16 protein-coding genes are annotated in these 14,987 nt (G+C 70.8%); 6 read left to right on the forward strand and 10 right to left on the reverse strand.

Annotated elements, in window-relative coordinates; genetic code table 11:
• Together CQ047_RS16400 and CQ047_RS16405 are read right to left on the reverse strand one after the other, a co-directional pair.
• Positions 1–308 (reverse strand): MerR family transcriptional regulator (locus tag CQ047_RS16400; protein ID WP_146114372.1); only part of this gene is annotated, 308 nt, incomplete at its 3' end.
• Positions 308–793, reverse strand: a complete 486-nt coding sequence (locus CQ047_RS16405) for an FHA domain-containing protein (RefSeq protein ID WP_105676937.1) — start codon at positions 791–793, stop codon at positions 308–310. The genes CQ047_RS16405 and CQ047_RS16400, both read right to left, overlap by 1 nt.
• Before the next feature lie 99 nt (positions 794–892).
• Between CQ047_RS16405 and CQ047_RS16410 the strand changes: the two genes are divergently transcribed.
• Complete coding sequence (locus CQ047_RS16410) at positions 893–1,525, forward strand: copper resistance CopC family protein (RefSeq protein WP_105676938.1); 633 nt, start codon at positions 893–895, stop codon at positions 1,523–1,525.
• 9 nt (positions 1,526–1,534) lie between these two features.
• On the forward strand, positions 1,535–2,932 hold the full coding sequence (lpdA, locus tag CQ047_RS16415) for a dihydrolipoyl dehydrogenase (RefSeq protein ID WP_105676939.1): 1,398 nt from the start codon (positions 1,535–1,537) through the stop codon (positions 2,930–2,932).
• A gap of 57 nt (positions 2,933–2,989) precedes the next feature.
• Here lpdA and CQ047_RS16420 read toward each other — a convergent pair whose 3' ends face one another.
• The 6 genes from CQ047_RS16420 to CQ047_RS16445 are packed head-to-tail and all read right to left on the reverse strand — an operon-like array spanning position 2,990 to position 7,360.
• Positions 2,990–4,096: an NAD(P)/FAD-dependent oxidoreductase gene (locus CQ047_RS16420; protein WP_105676941.1), complete on the reverse strand. Its 1,107-nt coding sequence runs from the start codon at positions 4,094–4,096 to the stop codon at positions 2,990–2,992.
• A complete protein-coding gene (locus CQ047_RS16425; RefSeq protein ID WP_105676942.1) occupies positions 4,089–4,805 on the reverse strand; it encodes a methyltransferase domain-containing protein in 717 nt (238 codons plus the stop codon). The genes CQ047_RS16420 and CQ047_RS16425 overlap by 8 nt, the downstream gene beginning before the upstream one ends.
• Positions 4,802–5,962: a type III polyketide synthase gene (locus tag CQ047_RS16430; protein WP_105676943.1), complete on the reverse strand. Its 1,161-nt coding sequence runs from the start codon at positions 5,960–5,962 to the stop codon at positions 4,802–4,804. The genes CQ047_RS16425 and CQ047_RS16430 overlap by 4 nt, the downstream gene beginning before the upstream one ends.
• 52 nt (positions 5,963–6,014) lie before the next feature.
• The gene (locus CQ047_RS16435; protein WP_105676945.1) at positions 6,015–6,647 is read right to left on the reverse strand and encodes a CYTH domain-containing protein; all 633 of its coding nucleotides are present in this window, start codon (positions 6,645–6,647) and stop codon (positions 6,015–6,017) included.
• Positions 6,640–6,852 (reverse strand): response regulator, encoded by a 213-nt coding sequence (locus CQ047_RS16440; protein ID WP_105676946.1) that lies wholly within the window; start codon positions 6,850–6,852, stop codon positions 6,640–6,642. Before CQ047_RS16440 ends, CQ047_RS16435 begins: the two co-directional genes overlap by 8 nt.
• Before the next feature lie 4 nt (positions 6,853–6,856).
• Positions 6,857–7,360 (reverse strand): A24 family peptidase, encoded by a 504-nt coding sequence (locus CQ047_RS16445; protein WP_105676947.1) that lies wholly within the window; start codon positions 7,358–7,360, stop codon positions 6,857–6,859.
• 154 nt (positions 7,361–7,514) lie between these two features.
• Between CQ047_RS16445 and CQ047_RS16450 the strand changes: the two genes are divergently transcribed.
• The 3 genes from CQ047_RS16450 to CQ047_RS16460 are packed head-to-tail and all read left to right on the forward strand — an operon-like array spanning position 7,515 to position 13,260.
• Positions 7,515–8,264: a hypothetical protein gene (locus CQ047_RS16450; protein WP_258132725.1), complete on the forward strand. Its 750-nt coding sequence runs from the start codon at positions 7,515–7,517 to the stop codon at positions 8,262–8,264.
• Positions 8,261–9,799: a DNA polymerase Y family protein gene (locus CQ047_RS16455; RefSeq protein ID WP_105676950.1), complete on the forward strand. Its 1,539-nt coding sequence runs from the start codon at positions 8,261–8,263 to the stop codon at positions 9,797–9,799. The genes CQ047_RS16450 and CQ047_RS16455 overlap by 4 nt, the downstream gene beginning before the upstream one ends.
• Positions 9,799–13,260, forward strand: coding sequence for an error-prone DNA polymerase (locus tag CQ047_RS16460; RefSeq protein WP_105676951.1), 3,462 nt, complete (start codon positions 9,799–9,801; stop codon positions 13,258–13,260). Before CQ047_RS16455 ends, CQ047_RS16460 begins: the two co-directional genes overlap by 1 nt.
• A gap of 18 nt (positions 13,261–13,278) precedes the next feature.
• On the opposite strand, the gene CQ047_RS16465 is transcribed toward CQ047_RS16460, so the two are convergent.
• Both CQ047_RS16465 and CQ047_RS16475 read right to left on the reverse strand, forming a co-directional pair.
• Entirely contained in the window at positions 13,279–13,659 is a 381-nt protein-coding gene (locus CQ047_RS16465; protein WP_105676952.1) for a hypothetical protein, read from the reverse strand.
• Positions 13,660–13,935: 276 nt separating this feature from the next.
• Entirely contained in the window at positions 13,936–14,520 is a 585-nt protein-coding gene (locus tag CQ047_RS16475; RefSeq protein ID WP_105676954.1) for an NADPH-dependent FMN reductase, read from the reverse strand.
• Positions 14,521–14,616: 96 nt separating this feature from the next.
• Between CQ047_RS16475 and CQ047_RS16480 the strand changes: the two genes are divergently transcribed.
• Positions 14,617–14,985: a VOC family protein gene (locus tag CQ047_RS16480; RefSeq protein ID WP_105676956.1), complete on the forward strand. Its 369-nt coding sequence runs from the start codon at positions 14,617–14,619 to the stop codon at positions 14,983–14,985.
• The last annotated feature ends 2 nt before the right edge of the window (positions 14,986–14,987 follow it).

Consider the following 14,987-nt stretch of genomic DNA (forward strand, 5'->3'; position numbering starts at 1 on the left):
GGGGGCGGGACGATTCCGGCAGCCTCGCCGCTCGCATCGGCGTCGTCGAGCTGTTCGCGGATGACGCTCAGCGGCAGGTAGTGGTCGCGCTGCAGGGTGAGCCCCAGGCGCAGCCGCTCGATGTCGGCGGTCGAGAACTTGCGGTATCCGGACTCGGTCCTGGACGGGGTGACGATCCCCTGCACTTCGAGGAAGCGCAGCTTGCTGGAGGTCAGATCGGGGAACTCCGGCGTGAGCCGGGCGAGGACCTGACCGATGCTCAGCAGGCCCGCGGACGCAGACCGTTCGCGGGCGGGAGCGGCCGCCATCAGTCGTTCGCCGCGACGCGGTCGAGCGGTGAAGCGAAGAAGTTCAGCCGGAACTTGCCGACGCGCAGCTCTGAGCCGTCGACGATGGGGCTGCGGTCGACCCGCTCGCCGTTGACGTAGGTGCCGTTGAGCGACCGCTGGTCGATGATCTCGAAGGAGGTCCCCGTGCGGGTGATCTCGGCGTGACGGCGCGACACGGTCACGTCGTCGAAGAAGATGTCGGCCTCCGGGTGACGGCCGACCGTGGTGACGTCGGTGTCGAGGAGGTAGCGGGCCCCTGCGAGAGCGCCGGAGCGGACCAGCAGCAGGGCGGATCCCGACGGAAGGGAGGCGATGGCGCTCTGCTCCACGTCTGTGAGCTCCACGCCGAACGGCACGAAGGAAAGATCCGAATCGTGCCCGAACGTCTGCGTCACGTCGTGCTTCTGCTCACCGGAACGGTGAATCGCGGCGTCGCCGGCCGGTCGGCTGTCGTTGTCTGTCACTGTGCCCTCCTGATCGTCCAGACTAACCGATCGAAGGCGGCCTCCGGGAGGTGCAGGTGCACTCAGCCATCCCATACGGAGGATTCATAGGCTGGAGCGGTGAAGACCACAGCTCGCAGCATCCCTCTCGCCCCCGCAGCGCTGGCGGCGGCCCTGCTCACCGCCTTCGTCGTGCTGTTCGCGCCGCTCTCCGCCTCGGCGCACGATGCGCTCATCGCGTCATCCCCCGCCGCAGACGGCACGGTCGAGACGCTGCCCGGCGAGATCACCCTCACCTTCAGCGAGAAGCTGATCACCGGCGAGGGCGCGACCGAGGTCGTCGTGACGGATGCCGCCGGCGCCTCGGTGACCGACGGGCCCGCGACCGTGGACGGCGCCATCGTCACGCAGCCGCTCGCCGCCGAGGGCGACGCCGGGGTCTATCACGTCGTCTGGAAGATCGTCTCGAGCGACGGCCACCCGACCTCGGGCGAGTTCTCCTTCACCGTGACGACGAGCACGGTCACGGCCCCCACCGCCACGCCGACCGCCACCGCCTCCACGACACCGTCGGAGACCCCCGAGGCCGTCGCGACTCAGGCCCCGCAGGATGCCGTCGAGGGCGCGGACCCGGTCGGGTTCTGGGTCCTCGGGATCGTCGGCGTCCTCGTCGTCGCGGCCGTCGTCATCGTGCTTCTTTCACGACGTGGAAACCGGCCTCCGGCCGGCTCAGACGCCCCCTCGGAACGATAGGCTGGGAGCATGCCACACTACGACGTCGTCATCCTTGGTGCAGGTCCTGGCGGATACGTCGCTGCAGTTCGCAGCGCGCAGCTCGGCCTCTCCACCGCCATCATCGAGGAGAAGTACTGGGGCGGTGTCTGCCTCAACGTGGGCTGCATCCCCTCGAAGGCCCTCCTGAAGAACGCGGAGCTCGCACACACCCTGAACCACAAGGCCGACTTCTTCGGCATCTCGGGCGAGTTCACGATCGACTTCGGCAAGGCGTTCGACCGCAGCCGCGAGGTCGCGGAGGGCCGCGTCAAGGGCATCCACTTCCTGATGAAGAAGAACAAGGTGACCGAGTACAACGGTCGCGGCACCTTCACCGGCCCCAAGGCGATCTCCGTCGCCAAGGCCGACGGGACGACAGAGGAGGTCACGTTCGACAACGTGATCATCGCGACCGGCTCGAGGGTGCGCCTGCTGCCGGGAGTGCAGCTCAGCCAGAACGTCGTGACCTACGAAGAGCAGATCATGACCCGCGAGCTCCCCGAGTCGATCGTCATCGTCGGCGCCGGCGCGATCGGCATGGAGTTCGCCTACGTGCTGACGAACTACGGCGTCAAGGTCACGATCATCGAGTTCCTCGACCGCGCCCTCCCCAACGAGGACGCCGACGTGTCGAAGGAGATCACGAAGCAGTACAAGAACTACGGCGTCGACATCCTCACCTCGACCAAGGTCGAGACGATCGTCGACAACGGCTCGTCCGTCACCGTCACGTACACCGGCAAGGACGGCCAGCAGGCCTCCATCGAGGCCGGCAAGGTGCTGATGTCCGTCGGGTTCGCCCCGAACGTCGAGGGCTTCGGCCTGGAGAACACCGGCGTGAAGCTCACCGAGCGCGGTGCGATCGACATCGACGACCACATGCGCACCAACGTCGAGGGCATCTACGCCATCGGCGACGTGACCGCCAAGCTCCAGCTCGCCCACGTGGCGGAGGCGCAGGGCGTCGTCGCGGCCGAGACCATCGGCGGCGCCGAGACCCAGACGCTGGGCGACTACCGCATGATGCCGCGTGCCACGTTCTGCTCCCCCCAGGTCGCCTCGTTCGGCCTCACGGAGCAGCAGGCGAAGGACGAGGGCCGCGAGATCAAGGTCGCGACCTTCCCGTTCATGGCCAACGGCAAGGCCCACGGCCTCGGCGAGCCCGTCGGCTTCGTCAAGCTCATCGCGGATGCCGAGCACCTCGAGCTCATCGGCGCCCACATGATCGGCCCCGACGTGTCTGAGCTGCTTCCCGAGCTCACCCTCGCGCAGAAGTGGGACCTCACGGCCCTCGAGCTGGCCCGCAACGTGCACACCCACCCGACGCTGTCGGAGGCGCTGCAGGAGGGCTTCCACGGCCTCGCGGGGCACATGATCAACTTCTGATCGACGCAGGATCGAACGGGGTGACGACGGTTTCGTCGTCACCCCGTTCTGCGTCTACTACAGGCGCCCCATCGTCAGGATGTCCGCCGTGCGCTCACGCAGCAGGGGCGCGCCGAGCGCCCGGATCAGGCCCTCCCGCACGCGGAGGGGCATCCCGCCGGCGGGGGCGCCCATCGACATGTAGAAGCGTGCTCGCCGCTGCACCCGCCCCGCCGCTCTGGCTCCGCGCCGCGCGAACTCCGACAGATCGGCGGCGCCCGACGCACTGACGGATGCCGCGAGACGCTGCGCATCGATCCAGCCGAGATTCATCCCCTGACCGCCGATCGGACTGATCTCGTGAGCGGCGTCGCCGAGCAGCACGATGCGCCCTCCGACGACGACACGGTCGACCCGGTGCTGAGCGGCGTCGAACACGACGGGCGCCGGATCCGCTTCCAGCTCGGCGCCGACGCGCTGAGCGATCGCGGTCCGGAACGCGGAAGGATCGCCGAGACCCTGCCCGTCCTCGCGCAGCACCCATCGCCGCATGCCGCCCGGAAGCGGGAAGCTCTCCACCAGTCCCCCCGGCTCGCAGTGGAGGCGCGCACGATCTCCTCCTGACCGGTCGACGACGTCGGCCATGGCGTACGTCGCCGCTCCCGGACGCTGCGTCCACGAGAGCCCCAGACCGTCGCGCAGGCCGCTGCGCACTCCGTCGGCGACGATGACCAACGACGCGGTGAGCTCTTCACGGGCGCCATCGGACTCAGTGACGACCCGCACGCGATCGCGCTCCCCCCGCATATCGACGACGGCGCACCCGAGGCGGAGAGCGTCGGGCGCGAGCCCCTCGAGCCGTTCCGCGAGCAGCGCCCCGGTCCGACGCTGCGGAAGGATCAGGACCCGCCGCCCCTCGGCGAAGTCGACGGAGGCGAGCATCCGGCCCCGACTGAGAACGTCGCCTCCGCGGAGCGCCAGCGCCTCCGCGCGCACCGCGTCTCCGACACCTGCCGCATCGAGCGCACCGAGGCCGGCCGGGTGGATCCCGATCGCCCTGTTGCGCGGGTCCGGCCCCTCCCGCTTCTCACGCACCGCCACGTCGAGCCCGCGCCGGATCAGCAGACACGCTGCGAGGAGACCCACCGGACCCGCGCCGACCACGACGGCATCGTGGTCAGGCATCCGCCGCGTCCCATCTCAGCTCGATCCGTGCGGGCAGACGCCGACGCACCAGCCACCCAGGAGGGGCGACCGCGACCAGCTCCCGCGGCGAGTAGGAGCGGCGGATGCTGGTGAGGCCGTCGGCGCGGATGAACGATCCAGCGAGCAGGTTCCGCGAGAACGGCAGGGTGGATGCCGCGAACAGCGCATAGGCCGTCCGGCTGCGCGCGATGTCGCCGTGCACCACGACCCCGCCCTCTCCGACGAGCTGCCTGGTCTCCCGGAGCAGCTGCTGCAGCTCACCCGGTTCGAGGTGGTGCAGCAGATGATTGGACAGGACGACGTCGAAGACCTCGCCGTCGCGCACGAGCTCGGCCGTGAGCGCGCAGCGGTACCGCACGCCCGCACCGCCGTCATGCGCCTGCGCCCACCGGGTCGCCCTGCCGTCGGCGTCGAGAGCCGTGATGTCGGCATCCAGCCGGTCGCGGCGGAGACGAGCCGCGAGCCCGCGGCAGAGGTCGCCGCCGCCGGATCCCACGTCGAGTATCCGCAGAGGTCGCTGTCGGGCTCGCGGACGGATGTCGCGGCGGTACAGCGCTCCAGGACCGGAGACGACACGGTTCACCATCTCGAAGCGCAGATAGGTGCGCTCCAGCATCCGCTGGTCCGCCTCGGGGTCGTCCATCAGCTCCCTGGCGTCGACGGCCCTGGCCGAGAGGTCGGGGCTCATGACCCCTCGGGGGACTCGACCGTCATCAGTGCGCTCTCCGCGGTGAGCCCCGGTCCGAACGCCATGGCAGCGACGCGGTCGCCGTCGCGGGAGTCCTCCTGCTCCAGGATGCTCCTCAGCACGAACAGCACGGTCGCGCTCGACATGTTGCCGTTCACCCTGAGCACCTCTCTCGCCGGGTGCAGCTGGACATCGCTCAGGTGCAGCCGCTCCTGCACGCGGTCGAGGATGCTGCGGCCTCCGGGGTGGATCGCCCAGTGCTGCACGGCCTCGGAGACCTCTCCGCCATCGTAGGCCTCGAGCAGCTCCTGCTCGCCCGCGTACAGCGGTCGCAGGGCGCCGATGATCGCCTCCCCGATGATCTGCGGGACCGCGGTGGAGAGGATCATCTCGAAGCCGTTGTCTCCGATGGTCCAGGCCATGTCCTTCTCCCCCTCGGGGGCGATGGCCGTGTGGAATCGGTCGAGCCTGAGCGCCGTCACCGGCGTGGGCAGGTCGCGCGCGGTGACGATGCCCGCGGCGGCCCCGTCTGCGAACAGCGACGACGCCACGATCGTGTCGGGGTCCTCCGAGGAGCGCAGGTGCAGCGTGCACAGCTCGACGCTGACCACGAGGACCACCGCCTCGGGGTCCGCGGCGCAGAACTGGCTCGCCGCTCGCAGCGCCGGCATCGACGCGTAGCAGCCCATGAAGCCGAGGTGGTACCGCTGCACCCCGTCGGGGAGACCGAGCGCCCTGACGATCTCGTACTCAGGGCCTGGCGCGTGGAAGCCGGTGCAGGACACGGTGACCACGTGGGTGATATCGGCCGCCTCGATGTCGGGATCGACCGCGATGGCGCGCCGGGCGACCTCGACGAACAGCCGCGAGGCCTCGCGGACGTACCGCTCGTTGCGCTCCCGGGTGCCAGGGGACAGCAGACGCCCGCTCGCCCGATCGAAGAACACCGGGTCGGCGACGTCGGCCGTCAGCGACAGCTCGTCGATCACCGTGTGGCGGGTGTCGATGCCGGAGCCGTTGAACGAGGCCCCGACGATGCGCTGCGCCAGCCGTCCGATGTCGGGCTGGGCGGCGAAGACGTCGCGCACCTCGTCCTGCACGAGGAGGGTGTCGGGGACGATCGTCTGCAGGGAACGGAGCCTGGCGGGTGGGCGCATGCTGTCACTCAAGCATGCGCCGGGTCCGCGCGGAAGGGGGTTGCGCTCGCCCTCAGAACCCCAGTGCGCGCGCGAGCTTCGAGCCGGATGCCGCGTCGCGACCACCGGCGGCGAAGATCGCCCTCTCCGCGGCGGCGAACAGCCCCTCCCGCCCCTCGGGATCGTCGGGGGCTGCGGAGCCGAGTTCCAGCTCCCACTCCCGCCACTCGCGCTGCACTCCGTGGCGGAGGTCGGTCGCCCTGACCCTGTCGTCCACGAACTCGGCGACGACGCCGGCCGGCCCCGTGAGCAGATAGGCCGTGCGGCTGTTCTCGATGCGCGCGAGGGGTGTCAGCTCCGCGGTGGTCCACCGCGCGAGAGCAGCGGAGACGGCGTCCGGGATGCCGTCATCTTCGCCGAGCGGCCAGCCGATCTCCAGCCGACCGTCGCCCTCGCGGGGTCCCTTGATGTGCCAGCCCGCGTCGGGCCCGCCCGTGCGACGTCGCAGCGCCACGCCGGATCGGGAGAGGGCGGCGTCGGCCGTGTCGAGGTAGCGCGCGTCGAGCTCGCGCAGCTCTCCCTCCGACACCGCGTCGACTCCGGGGATGTCCCGCCAGTCGGGCAGCGTCGTGTCCGCGTCGACGTCGTACTTGCGCTCGACCTCGACGGTGCGCGAGGGCTCGGATCCGGACGGCGCCTCAGACATCCGCGGGATTGATGTCCTCGAGGGACTCGTCGTACCAGTAGTCGATCTCGGTGGGGCCGTCGTGCGAACCGGTGTTCTGCGGTTCGCCCCGTCGGTTGTACACCACCTGGGTCTCGCTGTAGGGGACGATCAGCTTGTCGTCCGCGTCGCCGAGGGGGATGATCTGCCCGTCCAGCGGGCCGCCGTGGAGTCGTGCGAGTGCCATGTGCTCACCCTAGCGCCGTCACCGTCGGCAGGGGCGCCCACGTCACGGCGATGCCGAGAAGCGCCCCGAGCAGCATCCACGGACCGAAGGCGATGCGCGTGGCCCCGTCCGCCCTGCGCAGCGCCATCAGCACCAGGGCGTACAGCGCGGCGAGGACGAAGGCGGATGCCGCCCCCGCGGCGAGCGCGGTCCACCCGTGCCACCCCAGCACCAGGCCGATGAGGGCGGCGAGCTTCACGTCGCCGCCGCCCATCCCCGACCTTCCGAGGATCCGCAGCGCCGCGTAGAAGCCGCCGAGGAGCACCATCCCCCACCCGGCGCGGATGAGCGCCGCGCTCTCCCCCGTGAGCATCGCCTCGGTCGCCGCGAGCAGCGCGGCCCCCGCCAGGGTCGGCAGCACGATGCGGTTCGGCAGTCGATGCGTGCGGGCGTCGATCACGGCGAGCGCGACGGCGATGACGAGGAGGGCCGCGTGGGCGAGCACCACGAGCACAGTGCGGAGATCCATGTCGGAAGGCTAGGCGAGCGGGAGCACCCGCGCCCGACCCCTGTGGAGAACCTCGGTTGCACCTGTTCTCCGGCATCGCGCGTCATGTCCGACGTTCGAACTATCGTCATCACGTCACCTTGTTTTATTCGTATATATGTTCGAGGATGGATGCATGGGTCAGTCCGCCGATGTCCGCGCCGTGGAGGTGCTGCGGCTGCGCCGTGAGATCAGCCGGATGCAGCGCCGCCGCAGCGAGCATCCGCTGCTCCCCCTCGACCCCGCGCTCTCCTCCCTGTTGCCGGAGGAGGGCCTGCTGACGGGCAGCGCCTACACCGTCTCCCCGTCCCCGTCCCTCGTGCTCGCCCTCCTCAGCGCGGCATCGCAGAAGGGGCACTGGTGCGCGGTGATCGGCATGCCGACGCTCGGCGTGGAGGCGGCATCCGCCTTCGGCATCGATCTCGCCCGACTGATCCTCGTTCCGGCTCCCGGCGATCGCTGGCTGGCCGCGACCTCCGCCCTCGCCGAGGTCGTCCCGCTGATCGTCGTGCAGCCCGGCTCCCGTGTGCGCGATGCCGACGTCTCACGCCTGAGCGCCCGACTGCGAGACCGCGGCACCACGCTGCTCGTCGCCGAGTCCGCCGCGTTCGGTCTCTGGCCGCAGAGCGAGGGCAGCATCCGTCTCCACGATCAGCACTGGCACGGGCTCGGCGCCGGCTGGGGCCTGCTCTCCGACTGCACGGCGACGGTGACGGCGCAGACCAGACGGAGCCCCGCGCCGTCGAGCGTGCTGGTGCGGCTGCCGGGGAGCAGCGGCGCCATCGAGACCGTGTCGCCGCCCCCCTCTCTCACCGCGCTGCCTCCCCTGCGCGACAGGACCGCAGATGCTCCCGCCGATGAGGCGTCCTGGGCGGTGGCGGGATGACTGCTCCTCTCCGCGTGATCGTGCTGTGGTTCCCCGACTGGCCGCTGCGCGCTGCTCTGGGCGGCGCCCCACCGCATCCGCCCACGGCTCTCGTGCAGGCGAACACGGTCGTCGCCTGCACCGCATCGGCTCGGGAGCACGGCGTGCGCATCGGCCAGCGCCGCCGCGTCGCCCAGGGCCACCTCTCCTCGCTGCGGGTGCTCCCCCACGACCCGGCCGCAGACGAGCGGGCCTTCCTCCCCGTGCTGCGGATCCTCGAGCGGCACGCCCCCGGGGCGACGATCCTGCGACCGGGGCTCGCCGCCATCCGCGCCAGGGGCGTCTCCCGCTACCACGGCGGAGAGGATGAAGCCGGTCGCGCGCTGATCGCCATCCTCGCCGACGCCGGCTTCCCCGAGGTGCGCATCGGCATCGCCGACGGCCCGTTCACCGCGGAGCTCGCCGCGCGGGCAGCCGAGCCCTGCGCCGTCGTCCCGGCGGGGAGAGCACGGGAGTTCCTCGCCCCGCTGCCCGTCCAGGTGCTCCGCGACGAGCATCTCTCGGGGCTCCTGACCAGGCTCGGCGTACGCACCCTCGGCGCGTTCGCCGCACTCGACGGACTCGAGGTGCGCGACCGGTTCGGCGAGCGCGGGGCGCGCCTGCACGGCCTCGCCGCCGGCGCGGACTCCCGCCCCCTGACCCCGCTGCCTCCCGACCCGGAGCTGGTGCGGACGGTCGAGTTCGAACCCGCCCTGGCCGGCGCCGATCAGGTGGCGTTCGCGGTGCGGCAGACAGCGGATGCCGTGCTGCTCGCGCTCGCCGACGCCTCCGTCGTGTGCACCGAGGTGCGCATCGATCTGACCGACGACAACGGGAAGGTGTTCTCCCGCACCTGGCTGCATCCGACCTGCTTCGACGCCGCCGATCTCGTCGACAGGGTGCGCTGGCAGCTGGAGGCGCTGGCGACCGCGCAGGCGAAGGAGCCGATCGATGAGGCCAGGGCGTTCGGCGGCATCGTGGCGGTGCGCATCATCCCCGCCGCGGTCGACGACGCCGCCCATCATCAGCCGGGGCTGTTCGGTTCCGGCACCGACGAGCGGCTGCACCACGCCGTCTCGCGCGTGCAGACGATGCTCGGACACCAGGGGGTCGTCACCGCGACGGTTTCCGGGGGCCGCTGGCTCTCCGACCGTCAGGTGCTCACGCCGTGGGGAGAGCGCGGCACCGCCCCCAGGGATCCGGAGCGTCCATGGCCGGGCAGCCTCCCCGACCCGGTTCCCGCCGAGGTGTTCGCACCGCCGCGGCCGATCGGAGTGGTCGATGCCGCCGGAGCATCCGTCGACATCGACGAGCGCGGGGCGCTCTCGGCGCCTCCCGCGCAGATCGACGGCGCCGCGGTGCAGGCCTGGGCCGGCCCCTGGCCCGTGCACGAGCGGCTCTGGGATCGCGCGCAGGGGCGGGTCGGGCATCGGCTGCAGATCGTCGACGAGAGCGACAGGGCGTGGCTCGTGTTCCGCACCGGCGTCCGCTGGTGGGCCGAGGGGAGGTACCGCTGATGGGCTGGCACAACCCGCCGCTCTCCTGGACGGAGCTGGAGCGCACCCTGAGCGGCAAGGAGCCGCTCTCCACTCCGACCCCCGCCGAGCCGCAGGGCACGAGAGAGGACGCGGGTCCGGTCAGCCGGCGCCGGCAGCGCATGCTCCCGACCGAGATCCCCCGCCCCGAAGACGCCGTGCCCTACGCCGAGCTGCACGCGCACTCGTCGTACTCCTTCCTCGACGGCGCGTCCTCCCCCGAGGAGCTTCTCGCCGAGGCGGAGCGACTCGGCCTCTCCGCCCTCGCGATCACCGACCACGACGGCTTCTACGGCGCCGCCCGCTTCGGCGAGGTCGCCGAGCACATGAAGGTCCAGGTGCAGACCGTGTTCGGCGCCGAGCTGTCCCTGGACCTGCCCGCACCGCAGCGCGGAGCCGCCGATCCCGCAGGCGAGCATCTGCTCGTCCTCGCCAGGGGCATGGAGGGATACCACCGCCTCTCCGGGGCGATCACCCAGGCGCAGCTGCGCGGCGGAGAGAAAGGACGTCCGGTCTACGACCTCGACGCGCTCGCCGATCGCGCGGGCGGCGAGTGGGCGATCCTGACCGGATGCCGCAAGGGCGCCGTGCGCCGAGGTCTGGAGCAGGGCGACGCCGAGACCCCGCTGCGGCGGCTCGTCGACCTGTTCGGCCGCGATCACGTCGCCGTCGAGCTCTTCGACCACGGCGACCCCCTGGACACCCGGCGCAACGACGCCCTCGCCGACCTCGCCAGGCGGATGCGGCTGCCCGTGGTCGCGACGAACAACGTGCACTACGCGTCCCCTGACCGCGCCCGGCTCGCCGAGGCCATGTCCGCCGTGCGGGCGGTGCGCAGCATGGACGATCTCGACGGCTGGCTCCCCGCTCACGACGGGGCCCACCTGCGCAGCGGCGCGGAGATGGCCGCCCGGTTCCGGCGCTACCCCGGGGCGATCGAGCACGGGCTGGAGCTGGCCGCGGCATCCGCCTTCCCCCTCCGACGCGCGCGGCCCGCCCTCCCGACGCAGAAGGTGCCGGCCGGACACACCCCGATGAGCTGGCTGCGCAGGCTCGTGTGGGATGCCGTGCCCCAGAGGTATCCGAACCTCGACGCCGGCGGCCGCAGTCGGATCGAACGGGAGCTGAACGTCATCGAGGAGAAGGACTTCCCCGGGTACTTCCTCATCGTGCACGGGATCGTCGCGAAGGCGAGGGAGCTGGGCATCCTCTGCCAGGGGCGGGGCTCGGCCGCGGCGAGCGCGGTCTGCTACCTGCTGGGCATCACCGCGGTCGATCCGATCCTCTACGACCTCCCCTTCGAACGGTTCCTCGCCACCACCCGCGAGGAGGAGCCCGACATCGACGTGGACTTCGACTCCAGTCGCCGGGAGGAGATCATCCAGTGGGTCTACGACGAGTACAAGCGCGATCGGGCCGCGCAGGTCGCGAACGTCATCCAGTACCGGCCGAAGAACGCGGTGCGCGACATGGCGCGGGCGCTGGGGTTCTCCCCCGGCCAGCAGGATGCCTGGTCCCGCCAGGTCGACGGCTGGGGTTCTCAGCTGTCGGAGCAGGACGACACCGACCTCCCCGAGATCGTCCGCGACTACGCGAACCAGCTGATGAAGGCGCCACGGCACCTCGGCATCCACTCCGGCGGCATGGTGCTCACCGAGCGCCCCGTGGGCGAGGTCGTGCCCGTGGAGCACGCGCGGATGGAGAACCGCACCGTCATCCAGTGGGACAAGGACTCCGCGGCCTGGATGGGGCTCGTGAAGTTCGACCTGCTGGGGCTGGGCATGCTCTCCGCCCTCCGGCACTGCTTCGACCTCATCGAGGGGAGCACCGGCGAGGTCTGGAAGCTCGAGACGATCCCCAAGGAGGAGCCGGCGGTCTACGACATGCTCTGCCGGGCCGACTCCATCGGCGTCTTCCAGGTGGAGTCGCGGGCGCAGATGGGTCTGCTCCCCCGCCTGCAACCGCGCTGCTTCTACGACCTCGCGATCCAGATCGCCCTCATCCGCCCCGGCCCCATCCAGGGCGGAGCCGTGCACCCGTTCGTCCGGCTGAAGATGGAGAAGGACAGGACCGACGCCGAGAACGAACGGCGCGAAGAGCGCGGCGAGGAGCCGCTGACGATGCACGTCCCGTATCCGCATCCCGCCCTGAAGAAGGTGCTGGAGCGCACGCTCGGCATCCCCATCTTCCAGGAGCAGCTCATCCACATGGCGACGATCATCGGCGACTGCACGGCGGACGAGGCCGATACGCTGCGTCGGGCGATGGGGTCGAAGCGCGGTCTGGAGAAGATCGACAGCATCCAGAAGCAGCTCTACGCGGGGATGGCGCGGCACGGGCTGTCGCAGGAGGCATCCGACCGGATCTACGCGCAGATCCAGGCGTTCTCGAACTTCGGCTTCGCCGAGTCCCACTCCCTCTCCTTCGCCCTGCTCGTCTACGCCAGCTCCTGGCTCAAGCTGCACTACCCCGCCGCGTTCCTGGCGGGACTCCTGCGGTCTCAGCCGATGGGCTTCTACTCGGCGTCGACGCTGACGGGCGATGCCCGTCGACACGGCGTGGAGGTGCGCAGGCCCGATCTGCACCTGTCCGGAGCGACCGAGACCCTGGAGGCCCTGTCGGATTCCCGGGCGGCCACCGGGCAGGACTCCTGCCTCATCCAGGCGGAGCCGCCGCTGAAGACCCGGTTCGACCGCACCGCCCCCGATGAGACGGCCGCGCACCGTCGCGACGGCGGCTACGCCGTGCGGCTCGGCCTGGGCGGCATCCGCGGGATCGGCACGCCGTTGGCCGAGAGGATCGTCGGCGAACGAGAGGCGCACGGCCCCTACCGCGATCTCCACGACCTGGTGCGCCGCACGGATGCCACGACCGCCCAGCTCGAGGCCCTCGCGACCGCGGGCGCCTTCGACTGCCTGGGTCTGACCAGACGCGAGGCCATCTGGCTGGCCGGGGCGGCCGCCGAGGACCGCGCGCGCTTCCTCCCGGGCACGACGATCGCCGTGCAGCCGCCGCTGTTCCCCGACCAGTCGGGCTACGAGCAGCTCGCGGCCGATCTCTGGGCGACGGGGGTGTCCACCGACGACCATCCGATGACGCACTTCCGCGCGCAGCTGAGGGAGCGCGGGGTGATCACGTCTGCGCAGCTGCGGGCGCACGAGAGCGGGCGTCGGATCGAGGTCGCCGGGCTCGTCACGCACCGGCAGCGTCCGGAGACCGCCGCCGGCGTGACCTTCATCAATCTGGAGGACGAGCACGGGCTGGTCAACGTGATCTGCTCACGGGGCGTGTGGGCGCGCTACCGGCGCATCGCCCGAGACTCCCCCGCCCTCATCATCCGCGGCATCCTGGAGAGATCCGCTGAGGGGGTCGTGAACGTGCTCGCCGATGCCTTCGAGGATCTGCGCACCGGGCTCGCCCACCGATCGCGGGACTTCCAGTGAACGGGCCCCGCGCCGACGTCACCAGACGCGTTCGGCCGGGGGCTCCGGAGTGCGATCGGCTCCGCCCCAGCGGTCGGCCTCGGCCTTCGCCGCCTCGGCGGCGGCATCCGCTCCGCGCAGCGCCGCCTTGGCGCTCGCGCCGCCGCCGTCGGGCATCACGGAGAGCACGGTGTGCGCACCGTGCCCGCCGATCATGACGGTGCAGTCGAGGACGCGCCCGAGCCACCGGCTCACCTCGCCGCGCGGATCCTCGGCGCGGCGGTAGCGGATGCCGGTGTCGAGGTCGATGACGGCGAAGACGACCGCCTCGTCGGCGGCGTCGTCCCTCTGCTCCGTCACCTCGACGCGGTGCCCGCGCGCGATGGCGAGCTGCGCGTTCAGCACGAGCTTTCTGTCCATGGAACCACCCTATGATCCGGCGCGGAGAAGACAAGACCCACGGGCGCTCAGAAATATTCGTAGATTTCTTTGTCCCCCAAATGGCGGACAAGACATTTTCGCGATATTCTGATATGAGTAGCGGGGGCTACCGGCTGAGAACTGGGGAAACAGCCGACGAGAGCAGCGAGATCTTCGCCGCCTCCCCTACCGTCCGGGATGGGCGGTGAGCCCTCTCGAGCGATTCGATCTGGGGCGAAGCGACTCGGGAGGGCAACCAGTTCCCCTGGCGCCGGCCTAGTCTCGGTCCCCGACGTGCCCCGGCGCCGTGACGGAGAGCACGCGCTCGACGAACGCCGCGTACTCCTCCATGTAGTGCCGGAGGAAGCCCTCCGTGCCGGCATCCGCCACCTCGCCATCGGGCCCGAACACGTCGGGCTTGAACGTGATGTACGCCTCCGGCGCGTTCAACTGCGGCGCATTGAGGAAGCTCAGGACGCTGCGCATGGACGACTGCATCACCGCGGTGCCGATCGCCCCGGTCGAGGCGCCGATGATCCCCGTGGGGGTGCGCGCGAAGGAGTTGCGCCCCCAGGGCCTGGATCCCCAGTCGATCGCGTTCTTGAGCGGACCGGGGATGGACCGGTTGTACTCCGGCGACACGAACAGCAGCCCCTCCGACTCCTCGACCGCGCTCTTGAACGCGGTCACCGCAGGGGCCGGACTCTGCTCGTCGTCACGATCGAAGAGCGGCAGGTCGCGGATCGAGATCTCGGTCAGCTCCAGACTCGGAGGCGCGAGCCGTACGAGCGCCTTCGACAGGATGCGATTGATCGAGTCCCGGGAGAGGCTGCCGACGAGATAGCCGATGCGGTAGGTCATGGAGTGCTCCTTCACGGTCGGGGTGTCGTCTCCGGTATACGCCCTCTGGCCCACCGGACGCCAGAAGATCTAGGATCTCGGGCAGAGGGAGTCGACATGAAGCTCATCCAGGTCGCGCAGCGCGCCACGGATCTCGACCGCGCCGCCGCGTTCTACAGTGACCTGCTCGGCACAGAACCCGCCGCACGCTTCGATCCGCCCGGACTGCTCTTCTTCGACCTCGACGGGGTGCGGCTGCTGCTCGATGCGGGAGCGGCGAGCGCGCTGCTCTACATCGAGGTCGTCGACATCCACAGCACCGTCGAGCGGCTGCGAGCCGCGGGCACGACGATCGTCAGCGAGCCGCACGTGATCTTCAGCCATGCGGACGGCACTCTCGGCCCCGCGGGCACCGACGAGTGGCAGGCGCTCATCGTCGACAGCGAGGGCAACACGATCGGCCTGGTCGAGCAGCGCCCCGCCTGAGC

Origin of the sequence: Microbacterium sp. MYb72, from assembly GCF_002979415.1 — a bacterium.
In the GTDB taxonomy this organism is placed as follows: Bacteria; Actinomycetota; Actinomycetes; order Actinomycetales; family Microbacteriaceae; genus Microbacterium; species Microbacterium natoriense.